Source organism: Burkholderia reimsis (assembly GCF_003294055.1).
In the GTDB taxonomy this organism is placed as follows: domain Bacteria; phylum Pseudomonadota; class Gammaproteobacteria; order Burkholderiales; family Burkholderiaceae; genus Burkholderia; species Burkholderia cepacia.
In genome coordinates this window covers 1-1088 of sequence record NZ_QMFZ01000112.1, presented here as the reverse complement: position 1 = coordinate 1088, position 1088 = coordinate 1, and the positions used below count along the sequence as shown (strand labels likewise).

Below are 1088 nucleotides of genomic sequence, written 5' to 3'. Positions count from 1 at the left end.
TTCTGCATTTCATGCAGCAGCGTCACCAGGATCCGGCAGCCCGACGCGCCGATCGGGTGACCGATCGCGATCGCCCCGCCGTTCACGTTCACCTTCGACGTGTCCCAGCCCATCTGCTTGTGCACCGCCAGCGCCTGCGCCGCGAACGCCTCGTTGATCTCCATCAGGTCCAGGTCGCCCGGCGTCCAGCCCGCGCGCTCCAGGCACCGGCGCGAGGCCGGCACCGGGCCCATCCCCATCACGCTCGGATCGACACCCGCGTTCGCGTATGCCTTGATCTTCGCCAGCGGCGTCAGACCCAGCGCCGCCGCCTTCTGCGCCGACATCACCAGCACCGCCGCCGCGCCGTCGTTCAGCCCCGACGCGTTCGCCGCCGTCACCGAGCCGTCCTTCGAGAACGCCGGCTTCAGCCCGGCCAGCGATTCCGCCGTCACGCCGTGACGCACGAATTCGTCGGTCGCGAACTGCAGCGGCTCGCCCTTGCGTTGCGGGATCGACACCGGCACGATCTCGTCGTTGAAGCGGCCGGCCTTCTGCGCGGCTTCCGCCTTGTTCTGCGACAGCGCCGCGAATGCGTCCTGCTCTTCGCGCGTGATCCCGTATTCCTTCGCGACGTTCTCCGCCGTGATGCCCATGTGGTACTGGTTGTACACGTCCCACAGCCCGTCGACGATCATCGTGTCGACCAGCTTCGCGTCGCCCATCCGGAAGCCGTCACGCGAGCCCGGCAGCACGTGCGGCGACGCGCTCATGTTCTCCTGGCCACCCGCGATCACGATGTCCGCGTCGCCCGCGACGATCGCGTTCGCCGCCAGCATCACGGCCTTCAGGCCCGAGCCGCACACCTTGTTGATCGTCATCCCCGGCACTGCCGTCGGCAGCCCGGCCTTGATCAGCGACTGCCGCGCCGGGTTCTGGCCCGAGCCGGCCGTCAGCACCTGGCCCATGATCACTTCGCTCACCTGCTCGGGCTTCACGCCCGCGCGCTCCAGCACCGCGCGGATCACCGTCGCGCCCAGTTCGGGCGCCGCAATCTTCGCAAGCGAACCGCCGAATTTGCCGACCGCGGTCCGCGCGGCCGATACGAT

1 protein-coding gene is annotated in these 1088 nt (G+C 69.1%); it reads right to left on the bottom strand.

Annotation, left to right across the window (positions count from 1 at the left end; all coding sequences use genetic code 11):
- A partial coding sequence (locus DPV79_RS41440; protein WP_244321918.1) for an acetyl-CoA C-acetyltransferase occupies nt 1-1088 on the bottom strand: 1088 nt, incomplete at both ends.